Source organism: Micromonospora endolithica (assembly GCF_003626595.1).
GTDB classification, from domain to species: Bacteria; Actinomycetota; Actinomycetes; order Mycobacteriales; family Micromonosporaceae; genus Micromonospora; species Micromonospora endolithica.
In genome coordinates this window covers 35,779-54,142 of sequence record NZ_RBAK01000022.1, presented here as the reverse complement: position 1 = coordinate 54,142, position 18,364 = coordinate 35,779, and the positions used below count along the sequence as shown (strand labels likewise).

Annotated in this window: 12 protein-coding genes and 2 pseudogenes; 7 read left to right on the top strand and 7 right to left on the bottom strand. The window is 68.4% G+C overall.

Annotated features, from left to right (window positions below; all coding sequences use genetic code 11):
* Positions 1-671: 671 nt before the first annotated feature.
* A pseudogene (locus D7223_RS31500) lies at positions 672-936 on the top strand (IS5/IS1182 family transposase); the annotation flags it as partial.
* An 830-nt stretch (positions 937-1,766) separates the two neighbouring features.
* Here D7223_RS31500 and D7223_RS32920 read toward each other — a convergent pair.
* The 4 genes and pseudogenes from D7223_RS32920 to D7223_RS34395 all read right to left on the bottom strand — a co-directional run.
* Entirely contained in the window at positions 1,767-2,267 is a 501-nt protein-coding gene (locus tag D7223_RS32920; protein WP_158610957.1) for an AfsR/SARP family transcriptional regulator, read from the bottom strand.
* A 624-nt stretch (positions 2,268-2,891) separates the two neighbouring features.
* Positions 2,892-3,860, bottom strand: a complete 969-nt coding sequence (locus tag D7223_RS31490) for an extracellular catalytic domain type 1 short-chain-length polyhydroxyalkanoate depolymerase (protein WP_120733181.1) — start codon at positions 3,858-3,860, stop codon at positions 2,892-2,894.
* Between the two features lie 709 nt (positions 3,861-4,569).
* Positions 4,570-4,875, bottom strand: a complete 306-nt coding sequence (locus D7223_RS33265; RefSeq protein ID WP_202864726.1) for a hypothetical protein — start codon at positions 4,873-4,875, stop codon at positions 4,570-4,572.
* Between the two features lie 157 nt (positions 4,876-5,032).
* Positions 5,033-5,398: pseudogene (locus D7223_RS34395) on the bottom strand (ATP-binding cassette domain-containing protein); the annotation flags it as partial.
* A gap of 374 nt (positions 5,399-5,772) precedes the next feature.
* Here D7223_RS34395 and D7223_RS31475 point away from each other — a divergent pair.
* The 4 genes from D7223_RS31475 to D7223_RS31460 all read left to right on the top strand — a co-directional run bounded on the left by D7223_RS31475 (position 5,773) and on the right by D7223_RS31460 (position 7,535).
* A complete protein-coding gene (locus D7223_RS31475) occupies positions 5,773-5,964 on the top strand; it encodes a hypothetical protein (RefSeq protein ID WP_120733179.1) in 192 nt (63 codons plus the stop codon).
* On the top strand, positions 5,954-6,343 hold the full coding sequence (locus D7223_RS31470) for a sensor histidine kinase (RefSeq protein ID WP_147252655.1): 390 nt from the start codon (positions 5,954-5,956) through the stop codon (positions 6,341-6,343). Before D7223_RS31475 ends, D7223_RS31470 begins: the two co-directional genes overlap by 11 nt.
* An 83-nt stretch (positions 6,344-6,426) precedes the next feature.
* Positions 6,427-6,873: an SRPBCC domain-containing protein gene (locus tag D7223_RS31465; protein WP_120733195.1), complete on the top strand. Its 447-nt coding sequence runs from the start codon at positions 6,427-6,429 to the stop codon at positions 6,871-6,873.
* Positions 6,870-7,535 carry a TetR/AcrR family transcriptional regulator gene (locus D7223_RS31460; RefSeq protein ID WP_120733175.1) on the top strand — a complete coding sequence of 222 codons (666 nt, stop codon included), beginning with the start codon at positions 6,870-6,872 and terminating at the stop codon, positions 7,533-7,535. The genes D7223_RS31465 and D7223_RS31460 overlap by 4 nt, the downstream gene beginning before the upstream one ends.
* A 489-nt stretch (positions 7,536-8,024) precedes the next feature.
* On the opposite strand, the gene D7223_RS31450 is transcribed toward D7223_RS31460, so the two are convergent.
* Positions 8,025-8,639, bottom strand: a complete 615-nt coding sequence (locus D7223_RS31450) for a DUF6518 family protein (RefSeq protein ID WP_120733173.1) — start codon at positions 8,637-8,639, stop codon at positions 8,025-8,027.
* Positions 8,640-9,558: 919 nt separating this feature from the next.
* On the opposite strand from D7223_RS31450, the gene D7223_RS31445 reads away from it, so the two are divergent.
* Positions 9,559-11,808 carry a hypothetical protein gene (locus D7223_RS31445; RefSeq protein WP_147252656.1) on the top strand — a complete coding sequence of 750 codons (2,250 nt, stop codon included), beginning with the start codon at positions 9,559-9,561 and terminating at the stop codon, positions 11,806-11,808.
* Between the two features lie 792 nt (positions 11,809-12,600).
* On the opposite strand, the gene D7223_RS31440 is transcribed toward D7223_RS31445, so the two are convergent.
* A complete protein-coding gene (locus D7223_RS31440) occupies positions 12,601-13,653 on the bottom strand; it encodes a hypothetical protein (RefSeq protein ID WP_147252657.1) in 1,053 nt (350 codons plus the stop codon).
* A gap of 127 nt (positions 13,654-13,780) precedes the next feature.
* Positions 13,781-14,704 (bottom strand): hypothetical protein, encoded by a 924-nt coding sequence (locus D7223_RS31435; protein ID WP_147252658.1) that lies wholly within the window; start codon positions 14,702-14,704, stop codon positions 13,781-13,783.
* Between the two features lie 501 nt (positions 14,705-15,205).
* Between D7223_RS31435 and D7223_RS31430 the strand changes: the two genes are divergently transcribed.
* Positions 15,206-18,310 carry an ATP-binding protein gene (locus tag D7223_RS31430; RefSeq protein WP_158610956.1) on the top strand — a complete coding sequence of 1,035 codons (3,105 nt, stop codon included), beginning with the start codon at positions 15,206-15,208 and terminating at the stop codon, positions 18,308-18,310.
* Positions 18,311-18,364: the final 54 nt, after the last annotated feature.

The following is an 18,364-nucleotide window of genomic DNA, read 5'->3' as shown; positions in this document are numbered from 1 at the left end:
GCCCAGAGCTGGGGCGTCACTGACCTCCACGACGGCCACAAAGCCGTCTGGGTCCGGCTCGCACCAATCAGACCCGACCATCAGCCCCGCGTCACCCGCCAACCACGGACACACACCATCAAACCTGATGCCGAGTGACGGGAGCGGCGGGCGCGGTATGAGGAAGCCACTCCCATGATGGCGCCCGCCGCTCCGACGTACGTCACGGCAGTAAGTTGCGCCGCCATCTGCGGCTCCCTGGCCGCGAGTCACTCGAGCGGGTGGCCGCCTTGGCGACGGCTGGGGGCAGCGACTGACCGGCTGGAGCTTGCGACTTTCGTGGGCCGCCTCAGCCACAGCGCTACAGCCGCTGCGCGCTCTTTGTGACCGGTCGCGGCCTCCTTTCGGCAGCACTGCTCTGCCTGCAGTAATCGACGTCGGTGGACGGTTCGACCAGATGCTGCCAGAGGGCTCCGACCAAACCTTGATGACGCCGGCCCGCCAGGTCACGCTGGTCGGGTGATCGAGGATCTATTCGTCGCGAAGAGTGTGACGTGCTATGTGGCGGGGGAAGTCAGTGCCCCATCGGGTGTCGAGCCAATCGCTCGGTAGGCCCGCGTGGACGTCGCGGTGCCTACCGCTGAGGTGTAGGAGGGCAGCGGCACGCCACGGACTCGGCGCCATACCGCTGCACCCGACTCGCTCCCGGCTTCGAGATCTGCGTCGCCACCGCCTGGCGCCACGTCCAAGAGGCGATAACGCTGCTCAGCTCGGCATCCGACGACCTGAACACCGCGATGCGACGTACCCGGATGCTGGCGTACGCGATCCTGGACGGCATGCTGATCCCGATCGACCGGGTCGCCGAGCAGAAGCCCTACTACTGCGGCAGCACAAAGCCACTGCGTGAACGTGCAGGTCATCGCGTACGCCGCCGGCCGTCTCGTGTGGGCAACGAGCGATCGCCACACTGAAATCTGGAAGCGGTCGACCTGAACTACTGCCCTTATCGAATCGCGGTGATCACTCAATCCATCCTCGTTTGCACCACTTCGAACCAACTGCTAAGCAGGATGGAAATGGCTGTGTCAAGCGCACCGTGTAGACCCTCCCACCGTGGTGTCCTCCGATGATCGCTTCGAGGGCATGAAGTCGAGCATTCTCCGTTCGCCGCGTGGGAGTATCCGGCGATGTCCGGGCGGCGATGGCATGGTCCGGCAATCAGGCGCAGCGATGACCCCCGATCGCGTCGCGTGAAAACAGGCGTTTACCGAAGAACCTTTTGTCCGGTGCGATCTATCGGCAGCTGTCGGAGCTCATCAATATCGCGTGGTGGAAGCGGGTGGTAGCGCGAGTAGTTGTTGCACGGATCGGGCCTGATGCGGGGCGGGCGACGGTCTTAGATCTCCCTGACCGGTGAATCCGATCGTCCATTCCGTTCTCGGTGTGCACACGTAAAGCCAATCTTCCCGTCGCGCTGGTATATGTGCGATTCCACGACAGTCTCCCGACGAAAGTGCCCGTCAGCGCGACGGGCTTCCCGCACGTGCCGAATGGCGTCACGCCGGCGGTTTCTATCCCCAGCGGCAACGGTGTGCCGCGCAAGTTTCCAGAGTGACGGTAGGAAACAGAAGGGAGTTAAGAGTCAATCTCGGAGGCGGGTACACCTCGCGCGAGATGAGCGTGATTCCCGTCGACAATAGCCACTGCGATTCAGACAGCAAGGCGCTGCACAGTCTCAGTCGATGATGCGTCCACTACCGGTTCGGCTCGGGCCGCAGCGTCGGCTACTCGTTGGCCGGCGGGTAGGCGAGCCGCCGCAGCGCAGCCGGCGGCGTCATTCCGAGCTCGGCGGTGAGGCGACTGTGGTAGGCCGTGTAGGCGCGACGTGCCTCGACGAGGTTGCCCTCGGCCACGTGGATTCGGATGAGCATGTCTTGCGCCTGCTCATCAAGTGGATCCATATCCACCAGGTGCAGCGCTGCCTGCAGGGCGTTTCCGTATTCACCTGCCTCTTTGTACGTGCGAGCCAGGTGGCGCAGGAGGGGCACGCGGATGCGCTGCAGGGCATCGCGCTCGGCGAGGACCCAGTCGTCGTACCACCCAGGCAACAGGTCACGACACAGTTCGTGTAGGTGTACGGCTGTGCCGGGGCCGTCGAGGCGACGTCGCTGAGGTTGTCGGCGGTCGGCTGCCCACTGCTGCCAGGCCTCTGCTTCGACGCGGAGTTCATGTAGGTCGCAGCTGACAGCCGCATCGAGGCACAGGTACTGCGCGTCGGTGCGCACAGTCCGGAAGGGTAGCTGACGAAGCCGCCACAGGAAGGTGCGCAGTTCCGCTTGCGCCTGCGGTACGGACCGCCGCGGCCACAGCACCCGCGCCGCATCGCTCCGGGCTGTCCGACCGCGTGCCGCGATCAGCGCCACGACTCGCTGCGGTCCGGGCGACAGTCGGACAGGAGTGTCGTCGTTGAGCAAGACGAAGCCCCCGAGCAGTCGCAACCGCACCGAAGGCGTAGCGGGTGATTGCTTATTGGTGCACAAGCCCACCGGCAGTTCCTCGCAAGGTCGACGGCAGCGGTTGATCACGCTTCTCAGGCAGGTGCGCAAACATTGACTTGCCCCCACCAATCTATCGGCGGTATCGAGGTTCAGTTGCAGGGCACGCGCGGGCGACGCGCTGGGTTCTTCGGTCGGGAAACTTCCCTCGCGTGGTCGGCCGGCATGCCTTCCTCGAGCAGCGCCGCGCGGCGAGGGCCGCGATGTCCCGGACGTCGATCCAGGCCACCATGGCGTCGCCGCTGAGAAACGGCTGCTCACCAGCACCGACGATCTGGTCGCGGTAGAAGCGCGGATCGGCGAGGACCGGCAAGACGACCGGGCCCCGGTAATCGCGGCCGGGCCGACGGGTCCTCACGGCATCGGGTGGCGCGCGGCGAACTCCCACACGATCGTGCTCACATCGGGGCCCGCGTGATCGGTGTAGCGGCCGTCGCCGTCCGGGCCGGGCCACACATGCCCCATGTCCTGGACGCGGTACGCCTCGACGATCGATGAGCCGTCCCGCGCCGAGACCGTCGTGTGCGTGTACCCGTGTCGCCCCGCCGCGGCGGGCACCGACACGGTCTCCTCGGTCAGGTCGAGGCTGTCGTTGGGCAGCCCGTCGTCAACGAGGTCACCCAGGGCGGTCCAGTGTTCGACGAGGCGGGTGGCGACCAAGGGCGGCACGACTTTGTCCCGCTCGCCCTGGATGACCAGCAGCGGCACCCGGCGCGCCCGGTCGCCCATCTGTGCCCAGGCCTGACGTGCCGTGTCCAGCGGCGACGTCGAGTCGGGATCGTCGGGGTCGACCTGGTTGAGCCCGTACTCGCCGCCGGCGACGGAGGTGACCGTGGCGAAGACGTCGGGGTGGGTCGCGGCGAGGATGACCGCGGTTCCCGCGCCCGACGAGGCGCCGGCCACGTGGACCCGTGCGGGGTCCGCGTGGTACTTATCGACCACCTGCCGGGCGACGCCGGCGAGCAGCGCGGGTTCGCCGGTGTGCCGGTGCTGATGCCGTGGGTCGGCCGAGTTCCAGCAGGCGATCGGGTTGCGGGAGATCAGCTGTGTGGGGTAGATGACGATGAAACCCTTCTGGTCAGCCAGGCGGTTGAATTGCGTCGTGGATTTCATCGAGTTCCATCCGTAGCCCGTCATGCCGCAGCCGTGAATCGCCATGATGACCGGTAGCCGGGCCGTCCCCTTGTGCTGGGGCGGGAGGTGGACCTGGTAGCGCTGCGAACCGGCGTCGCCCTCGTAGATGTGGTTGCGGTCACCGTCGCCCATTTGCCAGGGCAGGCCGAGCTGAAGGCCGGCGACACCGAGGCTCAGGGCGGTTACCACGGCGGCGAGGATGCCGGCGACAACCCAGAGCCACCGCCGTCGCGGAGGACGGGTTGGCTCGGCGTCGGCAACCGGCGCCGAAGGCTGGGAGGTCACGCGCGCCTACCTTCTTGTATTGGACGTCTAGTGGATGTCGACACGGTGCTCAGGTGTTCGCCGAGGGCGAGTTCCGCGAGCACGGCTCTGCCGAGGACGTAGAAGAGGGAGTTCTCTCTCTGCGACGATCCCCAACATGGGTTGAAACAGGAGGAGCAGGATCTTGCGCCAGTATCGGTTGGTGGGAGTGCTCGCGGGTCCCGGTGGCAATCGGCGGGGCTCCCAGCGGAAGAGTCGGGTGGCGAGGGCGACAGCGATGACGACCCAGCCGACCGTGGGCGTGAGCAGAAGCAGGGAGTCGGTCACGGCGACGCCGCCGTTTCAGGCGTTCATGGTCAGCTCGGTGGCCGCGCCGCCGGGCAGCAGCCGCCTGAGCCAGGCGAGGTTCTCGGTCCCGGAGATGTCGAACCAGCTGGCCATGGCCGATCACACCGAGGGTAACGGGCAAGGTAGTGATCTGCGCGTGTTCCGGGGGACTTCGTCAGCCCGGCTGTGGCCAGGGCCAGGCCGATCATCATGGCCAGGGTCGCGAGGAACGCCACGAACAGCAGAGCGACGTTGGCCGGTGCGCCCGTGACCACGGCCAGGGCGGTCAGGATCGCGGTGACCTGGATCAGGGCGAGGACGAGTACGGGCAGCAGCAGGCCGGCGAGGATGCCGGCGTCGTGTTCGGCGGTGGAGCGCAGTTTCTGAGGACGAGGTTCTGCCGCCGGGAGGCCAGGGTGGTGACGGCGGTGGCGTAGAGCCCGAACAAGGTGATCGTGAACATCACGGTCGCGGCGATGTAGCCGAGGGTGGCGTAAGTCTCGTGCTGGCGGACGAAGAACGCGCTGACGACGACCGGGATGATGAGGCTGGTGATCAGTACGAGCCGGTTGCGGAAGATCTGGATCAGTTCGCCTGCGACGATGGACAACACCGTGGAACTCCTGTCGAGGTCGCGGGTCAGTTGCTGAAGGCGCGGAAGACGTCGTCGAGGCGGGGGTCGGTCCGGCCTCCAGACCCCTGCAGCTCAACGGCGTGGTCCTGCGCCAGCTCGGCGACCGTACCTTCCCGGTGGAGGGTGCCCTGGTGCATCAGCCCGATCCGGTCGGCGCTGCTGCTGCGCCTCCTTCAGGTAGTGGGTGGTGAGCACGATGGTGGCGCCGTTCTCGCGGAGACGGTCGACGGTCGCCCAGACAGCGTCGCGGGACTGGACGTCCAGGCCCGTGGGTCGGCTCGCTCAGGAAGATCAACTCTGGGATGCCGTAGACGGCGGTGGCGAAGTCCAGCCGCCGCTTCTCGCCGCCGGAGAGCTGCGACACCCTGCGGCCGGCCAGGCCGGTGAGATCGACGAGGTCGAGCACTCGGTCGACGTCGTCGGCGCGCCGGGTGAGGCGGCCGGACTCACGGACCGTGAGGTCTGGGGAGCAACCACCGTCCTGGAGCATGACGCCATTCGGGGACGGACGACGCGTCGCTCCTGCGGGCTGCGCCCCAAGACGCGCACGGTCCCGAAGGACGGCTCCTGGTGTCCCAGCAGGGCATACAGTCTCCGGGCCGCACCTCCAAGGAGAGGTCCCTCACGGCGTGGAAGTCACCGTAGGTGAGGTTCAGCCGGTCGACTTCGATGACGGGTGAGGTGGGCATGTACCCATGACATCGCGGGCGACACCGGTCTGTCAGTGGCACCACGTCATCACCGCCTGTGACGCAATGTTGCGGGCCGCGGCCCTTGACTGCCGGATACCGATGCGGTGACCGCGAGATCGCCACGCTCACCGAGTCGAGGCAGGGAAGGCTGCGCCGGCTCAATCTCGTCACCTAACCACCGCTCGTGGTGTTCGCCGCCGTGGTTCTCCTCTACACCGATGCGCGTACCTGTTGGCACCTGGCCGTCCTGGCGCCGGAGGCTGCGGCGGCCGTGGTGGCCTTCGAACGGTGGGCGGCCAACGACCTGGCCCGGGTAGCGCTGCCGTGCCTGCACGTCGGGCAGCGGTGTGGCCACTGGGGTCCCGGTGACCAGTAGCCCCAACGCCTACTGGCGGTGGTCGGGCTGTTCGCCGCCGCCGCCGCCGGCGCGGCTGCTGGTGCAGCGGGATGACATCGGTCACGCCCTGGTCACCTACGTCCTCATCCCGACCGTCCTCACCGTCGTTCCACCGTCTTCACGATCGTTGGGGGAGCGGTTCTACGACCTCATCCGGGAACTCGAACAGACCCGGGAATGTGAGGCGGAGTTCGCGGTGGTCCGAGAGCACGTGCAATTCATCAGCGACCTGCACGACATCCAGGGCCATACCTTGCACGTGGTCAAGCTGAAGATCGGCCTGGCCCAGCATGAGAGGGGCTTTCGGACGGCCGCGACGTTCCGCCCGCCCGTCGCGCCGCGGCCACAACAGGGCTGAAAAAGGACGGTTATGATGCAGCTAACGCCGTTAGCTACGTTGTAGGCTAACGGGCGTTACCCATGCTTAGGACGGAACAGATGATGAGCGCAGCCATCACTACCACGATCGACATCGTCGCCAGTCCGCAGGCAGTGTGGGAGGTTCTCACCGACTTTGCCGCCTATCCGGACTGGAACCCGTTTATGCGCCGCGTCGAGGGCACCCCTCGGGTCGGCACCAAGCTTGTCGTGCACCTGAGCCCTCCCGGGGGGCGCGGCATGAGATTCAAGCCCACCGTACTGGTCGCGAACCCGGGCCAGGAGCTGCGCTGGCTCGGCAAGCTCGGCTTCAGTGGGCTGTTCGACGGTGAGCATTCGTTCGTCCTCACCGCCAACGCTGACGGCACCACCCACCTGACCCACAGCGAACGCTTCTCAGGCATCCTCGTCACCCTGCTCAAGGGCACACTGAAGAACACTCGTGCCGGATTCGACGCCTTCAACCAGGCGCTTAAGCAGCGTGTCGAGACCGCTGACTTCCCACGATGACCGCCGATGCCGCGCCCACCGTGCGGGCAGATCGACGTGCTGAGCTGATCGCCGCCGCGCGGCACCTGCTGGAGACCGAGGGCGCCGAGGCGATCACCATCCGCCGCCTCGGCGCCGCAGTCGGGATCCGCGGCCCGTCGGTCTACAAGCACGTCCCGGACAAGGCCAGGATCGAGGACGCCCTCGCCGCCGCCGGACTGGCCGAGCAGGCCGACGCCTTGCAGGATGTGCCCGCGACGTTTACCACGATCGCCCGCGCCTACCGGACATGGGCGCTGAGCCACCCCCACATGCACCGGCTGATCAACGACCGACCCCTCAATCGAGCGCAACTGCCCGTCGGCCTGGAAGACCGCGCAGCGGCACCGCTGGTCGCCGCCTACGACGGTGACCGAGACATGGCTCGTGCCGCCTGGGCCACCATAAAAGGGCTCGTCGACCTCGAACTCGCCGACCGGTTTCCCCCCGACACGGACATCGACGCCATCTACGCTGCGGCGAGTCGGGCCTATGCCACGGCCAGACTCTTCCCACCGACACGAGCGCCGAGACAGACAGGCCGGGATCAGCCGGCAGGTGATCCTGCCGCGCTCGGGAGTCGTGGCCACGGCGGGGACGCTGGGCCTGTTCCGGCAGGTTGCGGCCCTCAGCCCGCCTGCTGAGGGCTGAGAAAGTACACCAGGCACGGCCAGTGCTTCGACGGTACCGGCGAGCCGCGTCAGGGCATCGGACGGCCGCCTGAGGCAAGCTCGACGGCCGCGGAGCCTCCGAGGCGGCCGAGACCAAGCACGGCGATGTGGTTGCTGTCCGAGTTCCTAGCCCCACGAAGGGTCGCTCCTCCGGCAGCTCGTAACGGCGGGTCCGCTCGCGCAGCGCAAGAGCGGCGGCGGTGACGGGGCGGAGCCGGCCGATGAACATCAGCAGGATCAGGATGACGTGCCCGGCGGTGCCGACCTTCGCGGTGATGCCGGTGGACATGCCGACGGTGGCGGTTCCGGTCTGGTCGCCCGGCCGGTGACCGTCGGCGTGGTCTGATGCTTTCGACCCGGGCGGAGTGGCCGGATCGCCGCGATCCGGCTACCCCAACGCCGGGGCGCCGGTCGGCGAGCGCCGATGAGCGGGAGCGCGACGGGTGCCGTCCGGGGCGGCGTTCAGCGGAAGCCGACCAGGAACGCCGCGAAGCCGGCCAGGGTCAGTGGCAGGGCCGTAGCAAGGGCGAACAGCCGGTGGCGGTGTGTACGGGCGGTGAGGATGATGATCAGGACGCCGAGCGCGACTCGGATCGCGGCGTGTGCCGACGGTTCGGAGCCGTAGCTCGGGTCACCGATCCGACGGGCGAAGAACGCCGCCTCGGCGAACAGCACCGCGCCCGGTAGGGCGACCCCGACGACCTGCCGCCAGCCTTGCTCCCGTGCCCACGTTCCGCCGACGCCGAAGACCACTCCGGCCAGGACGCCGAAGCACATCCAGAGGATGGACGTTGGCTGCCCGAGCACGGCCAGGTCGTCACCCTGGATGAGGGCCGCGGCGAGGTAGTAGCTGGGCACCGCGACGACCAGGCCGGCGACGGCGCCGAAGGCCCCCAACCACCAGCGGGAGCGAAGCCAGAAGGCATAGAGGAAGGCGGCCACGGCCCAGACGGCGCTGGAGTTACCCAGTTCACCCAGAGGGAAAGGCAGGTACTTAATCCACACGAAGTCGAGGAAGCCAAGCAGGAAGCCGGCCGGCAGTGCGGTTCGAGCCAGTCGCCCGAGGGGAGATCGCATGGCGTAGAAGCATAATGAGAGCGGAATTCGCATTGCTGTCAGTCGGGTGTGTTGAGATGGGGCGTTGTCGGGGGTTGGCGGCTTCGCCTCGGCGGGACGGCGGAGCATGCCGCCGAGGGCGGCCATGGGATCATGGCCTCGGACGTGCTGGGGTAAGTCCCATGGTCGCGGGCCAGGCGGCGGTGGGCGGCGATTGGACCCAGACCCTGACAGCAGGCCGAGCTGGCGGCTTGTGTGGCGCGCGTTGGGCGCGGCACCTCTCCCTAGGGCACCTGCATCTGCAACTTACCGGAACAATGTTCCACAACTATAGTGAAACATTGTTCCGGTAACAGGGAGTGTGGCGCCTCACACCCATTGGCGCGTCAGACGGACATGCGACGTAACGACGAAGCGTTGTTGGCGGCGGCGTCGGAGGTGTTCCCCTCTAGGTGTACGGACGCCTGCCCGTGACATCGCCAACCGCGCTTCCCACACGCGCGGACCTGAGGAAACAACTCTTGCCGGACCCGGACGTCGACCTGCCCACCGGGCATGTGATCTCTACGAGCGGCTCGGCGAGGGCGCTGCCGGGGAGCCGCCCGAACAGGTCCGCCGCCCCAACTCCGGCTCGGGGACGAACCCTGGAGACGTCAACGAGGGCCGCCGTGTTGCCCCGGTCGTTCCCGGCCACGCACTTACCGACCAGCCGTAGGAGTGCCCGACCGGCATGATCGCCCTGCCGTCGTCCTGGTGACTGTGGCGCCGACACATGCGTGTAGGCGGCGACCCCCCCCGCAGCGGGTTCGGGATCGCCACCACCAGGAACTCTGCTGATGCAGGTGCCCGGACACCTGGTTGCAGCTCGACGAGTGTTGGGTCTCCGATCGGGTAGGCGGGTGATTCCCGTCCGCGGTCCATCCCCAGGTGAGAGGTCAAGATGCCGGATGATTCGCCGCACCGCTGCCGGTCGCGGTCGCCTCGGCAGCCGCCCGGTGGTGATGGGGATGTCATCGAGCTGCGGGTGCACGGGGTATCGGGGGCAGAGGCGGACGCCATTCTCGATCGACCTCATGTGCACCTGGTCGCGGGCGACAAAAAGGGCGGCTTCTACCGTCCGCGTACCGGCTACGGCGACTCCCGAGGCGCCTGTGGCGTGCTGCTGGAAACGTACCGGTGGAGCGAGCTACCGAGCGGGGCCGCGGCAAGGACGCTCTCACTGTTGTTCCTGCTGCCGTTCATGCTGTGCAACGCGGCGGCGTGGATGCGGCCGAAGGCCCGGATCAGTGGCGCCATCGTCTGGATCGGCTGCCGCCTGCTTGGTCTGAGCCTCACGGCGCTGTACGTGCTCTCCTTCGTCGGCGTGGCACTGGACCTTCTCGCCTACAAATGCATGTCCCGAAGCGGCTGCCTGAGCGGCCGTACCTGGTTGTCCTGGCTGGTTGGTCAACCGGTCGGGCTGCGCGTGGCGCTGCTGGCACTGGTACCTGTCGCCGCGATCTGGGCTCTGTGGCTGGCCGGCTCGCGATGCGGACACTGGTACGGGACTTTCATCCCGCCACCGGATCAGGCGACCGACACGGCACTCGGCGCGATCGGTACCCGCCACGCCTCATCCGGAGTGGATCAACTTCGCACCATCCACATGGCGGCGGGTCTTGCGGTGCTCGACCTCAGCCTCCTGGCGCCGTCGTGGTCGGCCGTTGGCCACGGCGTCCTCGACATCCTGCTCGTCGTCGGAACTTTGACCATCGTGGTGGGCTGTGTGCTGCTGCTCTGCCTGCCACGCGGGGTCGACGACCCGACCGGCGCCGCCGCGGTCGGCGCCGTGGCCGGCGCTCTGCTGGCGGCCAGCGCCGGGGTGACAGCCGTCGTCCTCGGCCTGGCCGCGTTCGGGCGCACCGGGTGGCCCGCCGCGGCGGGGCTGCCGGGATACGCGGAAGCGGTCGTCGTGGTTTTCGTGGCGCAGGGTGCCCTGTTGGCGCTGGTCGGGATCGCAGCCCTGGTCGGCCGTGACCGACAACCGGGTCGACAGACGACGATCAGCGGCCTGGGCGCGCCCCTGTTCGCGGGGCTAGCCGTGGGACTGGCGGTCTGCTTCGCCACCGAGTTCAACTACCGGGTCTCGGACTATCTTGACCGGGACATGCCCACCCCCGATATGCTGCCCACCAGCCCGGTGCTGCCCTACAAGTGGACGATGTTCGGCTTCTTCGTCTCGATTCTCGGAGCCCTGGTAACCGGCGCGGTCGTGGTGCTGATCTCCCACCGCCAGCGGAGGCGGGAAGCGGACAGCATCGTCGCCTGGGACTTCCCGTCGGTCGATGAGCAGACCGCCCGACGGCGAGACATGGTGCGTGACGCGATCGCCCGGGCACAGTTCACCGAGCGGATCAGCACACTCGCGATGACGTACCTCTGTGTCGCGATACTGAGTCTGGGCTTCACCGCCCTGGCCCTGGTGGAGTTGCAGCCGGCCGTGGCCGCCCAGGACTTGGCGCACCTGCCGACCGACTTCGTCAGCGCTGGCACACAGTTCGGCAGCTACCTGATGGCGCTGCTCTTCGTCGGCTTGCTGATCGGGGGGCTGTTCGCGTACCAGACGCTGGCGTTCCGCCGGTACATTGGCATGCTCTGGGATCTGGGGATGTTCTGGCCGCGCGTCGCACAGCCCTTCGCTCCACCCTGTTATGCCGAGCGGGCCGTGCCCGAACTCGCGCGCCGGGTGACCCTGCTCGTGGAGCAGGGACATCGTGTGCTGATCGCGGCGCACAGTCATGGGTCGGTGCTCGCCGTGGCGAGCATCCTGCAACTCGAATCGCACGTGTTACCGCGGATCGCTCTGGTGACCCACGGCTCCCCGCTCAGGCGGTTCTACAGCACGCTGTTTCCCGCGTACGCGGGCGCGGACGTCCTGCACGAGGTCGGCAACCGGATCGGCTGGCGGTGGCTGAACCTGTGGCGCGACACCGACCCGATCGGTGGCTGGATCTTCACGTTGAATGGTTCGCACGACGGTGCGTCACGACGGCCATCGACGGTGGATCGCAGGCTGCGAGATCCGCAAGATCTCGACGCCCGGGGACACGACACGGTGTGGCCCCCGGTCCGGGGTCATCGGCCGTGTGTGACCGACGACCGGTACGTCGATGCGGTCTGCGACCTCGCCGACCGACTACGTGCCGGCTGAGTCCCCGACGCCGCAACCGACACCCACGCTCGCAACAGCAGTGTGGTTGGGGTGTGGGTGAAAGCTGGCTCCCCCGTACCGGAGGCCTTCGGGCAGGTGCGGCCGCAGTGTTCACGCAGTGCTCCCCGCCGTCCGGGTCGAGGGCTTGCCACTCTCCCGGGGCGTGAACTTTCCGAGAACTCCGCTCAGCGTCGGCGTCGGCGGCGTCCATCAAATGTCCCGGGGAAGACTTCACCTACGCGGCCGCCGACACCACGATCTACGCGGGCGACATCCTCATCGTGGCCGGCAAGACGCGGCAGGTCGAAACCTTCGCCAACCTGAGCTGACGGCGTCCGCTCGAAGCCGTCGCAGGTGGGCTCGACGCCGGATCTGCACAACCCGCCCCATGCTCCTTACGGCGGGTAACGCTCGCCTGCCGTCGTTGACATCGCCGCCCGGTCCGTACAGCAGTGGGCACCAAGCGGGTGGTGAGCGGCCACCCCAGAATCGCGTTGCTCACCGCAAGCCCTGCTGGCCGCCCGTCCGATCGCGCTCTGCGGGCACCGATCCGCGCCTAGACGGGACCCCAGACGGTGTGGCCGAACCGAGGGGCAGCTCTCACGGCGTCCACCAGCAGCCTCCGATCAGGGAGGCGTGAACGTTCCCGGCCGGCGGTTGCCGCGCCCGGCTATCCGCCGCATCACTGAGTCTCGGCCGATCATTGTCTACTTGGGCTGCCGCGGCGTGCGTGGACGGATCGGCGGTGCCGGGAGGGCGGCTGGTGGACGACGTCCACCAGCCGCCCTCGATTCAGCTGCCTTCCCAAGCCGTGATCTTGAAGGTGCCCCGGTTGCCGCTCCACCAGGACCGTGCGGTGACCGCTCCGATCGAGGTCATGGTGAGGTGGCGAACGGTTGCGTTGCCGCGGTACGGCTCCCGTACGACGCGGATCTTGCCGGTGACGTTGCCGCGGAGCTCGGCGACGAAGCTGTCGACGTCGTAGGGGTAGGTGTTGTCCTTGACCGAGGTCATCGAGAACGTGCCGGTGATCTCGCCGGCGGCGAAGGCGCAGGTGAAGCTGTACCGGGATGTCTTCACGTCGAGGGCGACGCCGGTCACGGTGGGGCATACCTGTGCGCCGACCAACCGGGGATCGCGGTTGGTGATCCATTTCGGTTGCGGATCACCCTGGCAGCATTTCTTCGCTGAGAAGTGGGTGTCGCTCCAGCCCAGTCCCTGAAAGCGCAGGCCGATGCCGGTGGGCTGGTAGAGGGTCGTCGTGCGCCACCCGCCGCAGAGGTCGTTGCCGGTGCCTCCACCGGGCACCGCGGTGCAACGCCGTGCCTTGAGGTGGTGTCGGTTCCCGACGGTGTAGCCGAAGATGTGGAACCCCCGTCGCGCCTCGAGCGTCGGGCCGTTGACCGAGAAGGAGAAGGTGGAGGTCGCTCCGCGGGTGGAGGAGCGTGACACGGTGGTGGACAGCGATCCCGACAGTTCCGCCCGACCGCCGACACCCTGGTTCTCCCCCACGCGGACGTTGCGGGAGACACCCACCTCGGCCAGCGCGCCGGCCTCGCCGTCGACGCCGACCGCCCAGTCGACGACACCGGTGGCGGATGTGGAGTCCTCGGTGCGCCATTCGCTGACGATGGTGCGTACCACCGGCTGGGGCTGGGTTCGCTGTCCCACCGGCCTGACCCGGTAGAGCAGTTCCTCGGCCCCCTGTGTCACACCGACCTGGGTGCGGACCTTCTCGACCTGCCAGTAGATGATGGGTGCGGCGGCAGCGGGGTTGGCGACGATGCCTGAGCCGACCGCGACCGCAGCAATGATCATCGCTGTGGGGAGCTTGATTCTCGACATGAGCTAAACCTTTCGTTGACATCTCTCCACATCCCGCGGCGCGCGGCGCGCGGAGGGCGAAGATTTCTCGGCAGCCTGACGGCATCGTTGCTGGGCCGGGCCCGCTCGGACGGCTGCCCGACGGTGGCTACTTGTACAGATCCAGGAAGCCGACGCAGGGTGCGCTGTTGCTGCCGGTGGGCTTGGTGGCGTAGACCGCCAATTTCGTGCTGCTACCGGTGTGCAGGGTGAAGTAGGTGTTGACGGGGATCCACCGGAATCCGGAGGGGCAGTACGCGAGCACCTCACCGCTGTAGGTGTAGGTCTTGGCCCGAGTGTCCTGACGCAGGTACTTGATGTTGCGGACGACCTGCTGATTCTTGCGGTATCCCATCGCGGAGCGGTCGGCGATCACGCGAATGGCGCCGTTGGTGCCGACGGTCGCCTTGGTGGTGGCGCTGGCGGTGTACTGACCCACCAGCGGGTCGCTCTCCCGCAGGGCGGTGAAGCGGGACACGCTGGACACACCGTTGGCGCTGATCGGCACGACCCGGCCGGTGGGGGTAAAGACGGTGTAGCCGTGATCGGCGAGTTCGATGTCGTAGCTGAGGCGGTAGTTGGCGTAGGAGTATCCGGTGCTGCGGGTGTACCCGATCTGGAACTGCACCCCGCGTACCGTGCCGGAGGCCGAGACGTTCCAGTTGCCGGGGCGTTCGAGGTTGAGCCGGACCACGCACCGGGAGAACGGGACTCCGTTGTCCCGGGTGAGGTTGTTGGCGCAGTCGGTGCGCGCTTCGCCGCGCACCGACCAACCGGAGGAGCCGGTAGCGGAGATGGTCCGTGCCGCCACGAAGGGCGCACCGTTCGCCTCGCGCATGGACAGGGCGATGTCGGCGGAGCCGACCGTGATGGTGCGGGTGGGAATGCCCAGGAGGGTCTGCTGGTGCTGCGCCACGGCGGTGAAGGTGGGCTGCCGGGGAGCGCGAGCGGCGTGAGCGGGTACGCCGACCAGCACGCCCAGCACCGCAGCCACGGCGGCCGTCGCGATCGCGCGTTGGACAGTTCTTGCCATCAGGTCTCCTTGTCGTGAGCACACGTCGCCTCGGCGAGAGCGGTTGAGCAGCAGCTGTCGAGGTGCCGTCGGTACAGCAAGGCACGTCAGCTGCGGGGTGCTGCCCGCGTCGGCGCGATCGCGGTGAGCGTCGCGTAGCCCACTCACGACGCGCTCACGGTGTGCCGCTGTGGCCGTCGTCGCCTGGCGAGCGCGAGGTCTGCGACGGTGGCGTGGCCCGGTCTGGATGCGTGAGAAGATTGCGGACCTCTCGCCTCGCGCATGCACAGGTGGGCGGGGGAGGATGGGGTTGTGTCCGGCGAGAGGTCTCTCGGCTCCGTAGTACAGGCTGACGGCGTCGAGGTGCGGATTCTCGGTCCCCTGGAAGTGCTCTGCGGCGGCAAGTCCATAGCCCTTAGCGGTCGCCACCAGCGTGCGGTGCTCGGCTGCCTCGCGTTGCACCATCCCCGCCCGACCTCCGTCGAGCGGTTGACGGAGACCGTGTGGCCCGGGAAACCGGCCATGCGAGCCCGACACTCCCTGCACCAGCGGGTCCACGAGCTACGCAAGCGGCTGTTGGTGGACGCGGCGGGCGCGGGATCCAGCCAGGGGATCGACCTGCGCTGGGACAGCGCACTGGCGGGATACCGCCTCGTCCTACCAGCCGGTCGGCTCGACGCGGACACCTTCGCCTCGATGCTGCCACTCGCCCGCGGGCATGCCGCCCGGGGCGACCTACCCACCGCGGTCCGTGTTCTGCGGGTGGCCACCGGCCTCTGGCGCGGGCCGGTCCTCGAGGGCATGCCCGCGCTCCAGGGACTCACCGAGGTCGCCGTGCTCGAGGAGCAGCGGCGGATGGCCCACGAGCTCATGTGGGAGTGGGGCCTGCGGCTGGGACACCACATTGAGGTCATCTCCGAGGTGGAGACCGCCGCCAAGGCCGACCCGCTGCGCGAGCGGACCCAGGGCCTGCTGTTGCTGGCCCTGCAGCGATGCGGTCGCCACGCCGAGGCGCTGGCGTCCTACGCGCGCTTCCGCGCCGCCGTCCGCGACGAACTGGGCACCGAGCCGGGCACGTGGTTACGCGGCATCCACCAGTCACTGCTGGAGACCAGCGACGATCCCGGTCGCCTCGCCGGTGCTGCGCGCCCGCGCGCAGGGTCCGCGTCGGGCTTCGTGGGCCGGCGAACCGAACTCGCCCTGCTGGTGGGCACCATGCAACGGGTGGTCGACAGCGGCACCGGGCACCTCGTCACCGTCCTCGGCGAGCCGGGCATCGGCAAATCCCGGCTGATCAGCGAACTGCTCGCCGATCTGCCGCCCGGCGTGGAGACCGTGTGGACGGCCAGATGCCGCCCCGAACCCCCGGCCAGTGCGTTCGCGCCGCTGGCCGAGATGTTCGCCGCCGAATCCGGAATCCTTGTGTCCGACGCCGCCGAGGCGGCCGCCGCCAAGGCCCGCCGCTATTTCGCCAGCGCCTGGGGAGCCCGGGTGTCTTCGGTTTTCACCGATGCACTGGACATTGGCGAGAACAGTGGCCGCGTCGACGGCCGCGACGTGAGCCAGACCTGGCGGCAGATCCTTCGAGCCCGCGCGGAACGCCCTGCCCTCCTGGTCGTCGAGGACATCCACTGGGCCAGACCCGAACTGCTCGACTTCCTCGAGGACCTGGCGTTCGCCGTCATCGACCGCCCCCTGCTGCTTCTGTGCACCAGCAGACCCGACCTGGTCGTGACCCGGCCGGCGTGGGCTGCGGACAGCGCGAACGCCACGTCCATCACACTCGCCGGCCTCGACGAGCCCGCGGCCCGCCAGATCATCTCCCACCTCGGCCCGAGCACCGCGGAGCAGAAGACCGTCCGGGTCCTACGCCAGGCAGGCGGCAACCCGCTCTTCCTGGAGCAACTCATCCACACCACCGCGTCCAACGACGATGACGCGACCGCACTGCCGTCCGCGCTCGAGGACGTCATCAGAGCCCGCTGGGCAACGCTGTCGGGCGTCGAGACCACGATGCTACGAATGGCGGCGATCCTCGGCGACACTGTGTGGACCGGCGCGGTTCAGGCCATGGCGCAGTCCATCGAACCGGGCCACCACGACACCCCGCATCCACAGACCACGATGCGCCTGCTGTGTCGTCTCGGCTTCCTGCGCCGCCGGTGGCACTCGACGATCGCCGGCGAGGAGGAATTCTGCTTCACCCATGCCGCCCTGCGTCAGGTCGGCTACCTCGCACTCGACGACCGCCTCCGCGCCGCTGGCCACCACGTGGCCGCGCAATGGTGGGACGCCCTCCCACACGGCCGAGGTGCGACCCTCGGCGAGATCGCCCACCACTTCGAGCAGGCCGTCCGAGCCTCCGGCGACCAGATCGACGACCAGCTCCGCAGCCGGGCGGCGGAGGCGATCCGCGCGGCAGGAGCCTTCGCCCTGACCCGTGGGGACCACTCCACCGCGATGCAACGCCTCCGGTACGCCGCCACGCTGGCCCCGGAGAACAGCCCGCTGCGCGCCCGAGTCCTGCTGGATCTGGGGGAATCCCTCTACCACCACGGCACCGGCGGAGAGGCTGTGCTGCGCGAGGCATGCCACCTGCTCGTCCGCCACGGCGATCCCGCCGCTGCCGCCAAAGCCGAACTCGTCCTGGGATGGCTCGCCTGGGCTAGAGGGCAGGGCCGCGCCGCCCTGCGGCAGATCCGCCACGCCGTCAGCCAGACAATGGCACAGCCGCCCACCGCGTCGACGCTGCGGGTCCTGTCGGTCGGGTCGGCGCTGCTGGCCATCGGCGGCGACACCGCCCTGGCCACCTCCGCCGCCGAAGCCGCCCACCAGCAACACGATCAGGACAATGACCCCCAGCCGACGGTCCTCGCCCACCGTGGCATCGTGGGAATTCACGCTGGTAACCGCGGAGCCCTCCAGGATCTCCAGGCCGCCGAAACCCTGGCCCGCCGCCACGACCTACCCGTGCCGCTGTCGTTCACCTTCAACACCATCTCGTACCACTGGGCCTTCGGCGACCTGCGCACCGCGCAACGCCTCTTGCGCGAGGCGGCCGACGCCGCCGACCCCCGGCGCACCGAAAGCGACAACGCGTGGCTCGCCGCGCTCCGGCTGATCCACCGATACTGGGACGGAGACCTCACCGCACTCGACGGCGACCTGGCCTCGTTCGTGCCCCGAGGGCACCAACTGGACTCCGACATCCTGCGCGTACGGGCCCTGCTGCACGCCCGCGGCGGCAACCACGCAGCTGCCGTCGCCGACTCCGAGGCCGCCGTCGACGCAGCCGAGCGCAGCGGAGCCGTCTTCAAGATCTTCGCAGCCCACTGCTGCCGACTCTCCATACGCCCCCAGCTCGCCGCCGACCCCATAGGTGACCTTCTCGCCCTACCTCGCCCCGCCGTCCACCCCGCCGAGGCCGGCATCCACCTGGCGAAAGTCCTGGCGGCAGCGGGAAGCAGCGCCGCGCTTGACCGGTTCGAATTCGCTCCCACGCCGTGGGTGGACGCCGCCGCCACCTACCTGACCGGCCGGGCGAAGCAGGCACGACACCGCTACCACGCAATCGGCTCCGCGCCCGATGCCAACTGGGTCGACGAGCGGAACACTAGTAGGCGCTGAAACGGCGTCTGCGCCTCCGCGGCAGGGGTCCAGACGTGCCCACCGTGGCTCGTC